Raw genomic sequence first — 3,143 nt, 5'->3', positions numbered from 1 at the left:
CACACCAAAAATAGGTGTTTTTTAGCTGCTAAATTTGTAGATTCATTTCCTGGGCTTTTAAGGTGGTTTACAGGGATGGTTGTGAAAAGATGACCAAAAGGACATATAAAGTATGAAATGCTATTCTAAGCTCTTCTGTGAAAGATATTTTTTCTTGAAGCTTAAAGCACTTAAATAAAAAACTTGAATATTTCTTCAGAATTGTGTATAATTATTAACGTCTTATGAGTTAATTTCTTATGGCTCTTTCGAAGTTTCTTGATCCTAAATATGATCTACCATTTAAACGAGTGTTCGGCACTGAAAAAAATAAGAACATCCTTATCCACTTTTTGAATGACATCCTAGGCTTTACTGGTGTTAACACAATCCAAGACGTTAAGTTTCTCAGCACCATTATGGATCCTGAAATTGCTTCTGATAAACAAAGTATCGTTGACGTTTTATGTAAGGACTCATACGGAAATAGACATATTGTGGAGATGCAGCTCGCTAGGGACAAGGGCTTTGAAAAACGCGCTCAACTTTATGCTGCTAAAGCCTACTCAAGACAATCTGGCAATTACATTGATTTTAAGAAAGTATTCTTTATTGCTATTTCCAATAGTACGCTATTTCCTACGGAGGTTGAGTATATTTCAACTCATAATATAAGGGATATAAAAACCAATGGACATTATTTAAAAGATTTTCAATTTGTCTTCATTGAGTTGCCGAAATTTACAAAAAACAGAGTGGATCAATTGGAGACTACAGTAGAGAGATGGAGCTTTTTTTTCAAGTATGCAGAAGAAACAACTGATGAAGATTTAAGAAAAATAGCAGAAAAATCTCCGATAATAAAGCTAGCATATGATGAGTTAGACAAGTTTAGTTGGGAAGAAGAGGACCTAGCAGCATATGAAGAAAGAGTATTGAGTGTACAGAAAGAAGCTGCTATTTGGGAACAACGTCTTGATGATGCTTCTGCTAAAGGTAGGGAAGAAGGCATCCTTATCGGCGAAGAACGCGGCATCCAAATCGGTGAAGAGAAGGGCGAAAAACAGGCTAAAGTTGCTGTGGCTAAAAACTCACTCAAGGCCGGTGTCTCTATAAATGTTATCGCTGAAATTACTGGCCTCTCGGTAGATGAAATTAAGGAATTACAAGAATAACATCTCTTTTCTACTTATTTGCTAAACCACAAATTACCTTCAATTCTTCCTCCAACTTTTCTTCCTAAAGCCTCAGCTCTGACTCTTTCAGCATGTAGCATTCCCTTTTGAACTTTTTTAGGTAGATGAGGTTTATTCAATTTTTGACCTGTCTTCTTCATAGCCAATATATTAATTGCAAGTAGTGCCCCTGGTATATCAAGTTGCGTTGTAACTTGCGTTAAAGGTGCATGTTTTGAACTATGAGAACCTTGCTGATTTTTATTAAAGCTATGAAGCGCCACTATCAGTTGAAAATCCGGATATTTGGGTTATACATAATCCTATAAAAGAAGATGGCAAAATAATAGGGCAAGATGGTAAGTTGGCAGACTCAAGAATTTGCCATCTTGCCAACTTAAAACTGATAAAAATACAAGAAAATCAATAGTTTAAGAAAATAGCAAGTTGGCAAGATGGCAGAAAGTTGCCAACTTAACGGCATGGCTAAAGTCCTCTTCTATGGCTGACTTGGGTAAGTTGGCAAGATGGCAAAAATGTATATATATATACTATGTTATTACTCATAGTATATATTAGTTAAGTGAAAGAACTGCCAACTTCTTCATAGTCTTTTATGAAATTCCAGAGTGGCTTTTTAGAACGTTATCTGAAGTTGCGTTTTTTTTATTTGGTGTACCTGCGTTTTACCACAACTACTCTTGTTTCAAATTCAAGGGGCCCTTGTAAAATTCTTAGATGGTTTTTTCCATTGTATTGTTATCAAAAATAATAATAAAACAACACTAGAATATAGAAAACATCTAGCAACTAAAGCGTTTGCTCTTACTGCATATTACGATTCCAATATTTACAGTTGGTTTTCATCCCAAAGCAATGAGTTACCAGAGTTTTTTGCTCTATATGGACGCAAAGCACAAGAGCTAAGGTATGGTGAAAATCCCCATCAAAAAGCTGCATTTTATAGTAATCAATTTACAAAATACCCGTTGGAAAAAATACATGGAAAAGAGTTGAGTTATAATAATATAGTAGATATAGAATCCGCGCTTAACATAGTTTCTGAGTTTCAAGAACCTACAGCAGCGATAATCAAGCACAATAACCCATGTGGTACTGCTATTGGTAATAGCGCTTTGGAGGCATATGAAAAGGCCCTATCGTGTGATGAAGCGAGTAGTTTTGGCGGTATAGTAGCTTTAAATCGGGAGGTAGATTTAAAGCTAGCGGAGAAATTAAGCGAGATATTTTTAGAAGTAGTGATAACACCATCAGTAAACAATGAAGCATTAAAAATTTTACAAAAAAAGAAAAATCTAAGAGTGATTATTCATAGACCTCTTCAGCAAAATGCAAAATATCAAATCAAAAACGTTGTCGGTGGGTTTTTAGTGCAAGAAAATAATAACCACACAATAAAAACAGAAGAAATGAGCCAAGCAACAGAGCACACCGCAACGGAAAAAGAAAAGAAAGATCTTATTTTTGCCTGGAAAGTATGCAAGCACGTAAAATCCAACGCAATAGTTATAGCAAAAGATGGGTGTGCTATTGGCATCGGTGCAGGACAAACAAGCAGAATAGACAGTGTGAACATCGCAGTGAAAAAGGCAGGAGAGAGGTGTAAAGGTGCTGTGCTTGCTTCAGATGCATTTTTCCCATTTTCAGATAGCATAGTAGAAAGTGCAAAACATGAAATCACAGCTATAATTCAGCCTGGTGGCTCGCTAAAAGATCAAGATGTGATAGCAGCTGCAAATGAGAATAAAATTGCTATGTTTTTCACTGGCGTTCGTAGCTTTCTTCATTAGGCTTTATACCTTGTAGCTAGCTACACTGTAAAAGACAAGAATTAATCTGACAGACAAGAATTAACTGACAGAAGAATTGAAAACTAATATCAGAAACTTGTTTAATTCTACTAATGTGTAATAGTTTAGACTTGATCTGACACTTTAAAAAAGTAAGTTATAAAATAATAAAAGAAAG

The 3,143-nt window shown here is 35.2% G+C and carries 2 protein-coding genes and 1 pseudogene; 2 read left to right on the top strand and 1 reads right to left on the bottom strand.

Features of this window, described 5'->3' with window-relative positions; genetic code table 11:
* Nucleotides 1-239: 239 nt before the first annotated feature.
* Entirely contained in the window at nucleotides 240-1,154 is a 915-nt protein-coding gene (locus HET73_RS06725; protein ID WP_174134243.1) for an Rpn family recombination-promoting nuclease/putative transposase, read from the top strand.
* Between the two features lie 14 nt (nucleotides 1,155-1,168).
* Here the strand turns inward: HET73_RS06725 and HET73_RS06720 are convergent, their stop codons facing one another.
* Nucleotides 1,169-1,438, bottom strand: coding sequence for a hypothetical protein (locus tag HET73_RS06720; protein ID WP_174134242.1), 270 nt, complete (start codon nucleotides 1,436-1,438; stop codon nucleotides 1,169-1,171).
* 474 nt (nucleotides 1,439-1,912) lie between these two features.
* On the opposite strand from HET73_RS06720, the pseudogene purH reads away from it, so the two are divergent.
* Nucleotides 1,913-2,965: pseudogene (gene purH, locus HET73_RS06715) on the top strand (bifunctional phosphoribosylaminoimidazolecarboxamide formyltransferase/IMP cyclohydrolase); the annotation flags it as partial.
* Between the last annotated feature and the right edge of the window lie 178 nt (nucleotides 2,966-3,143).

It is taken from the genome of Wolbachia endosymbiont of Atemnus politus, from assembly GCF_013309895.1.
The sequence above is the reverse complement of the archived record's forward strand: the minus strand, read 5'-3'. Positions and strand labels throughout refer to the sequence as shown.

Coding starts and splice junctions, on each gene's coding strand:
- HET73_RS06725 (WP_174134243.1), top strand. CDS start 240: ATGGCTCTTTCGAAGTTTCTTGATCCTAAATATGATCTACCATTTAAA.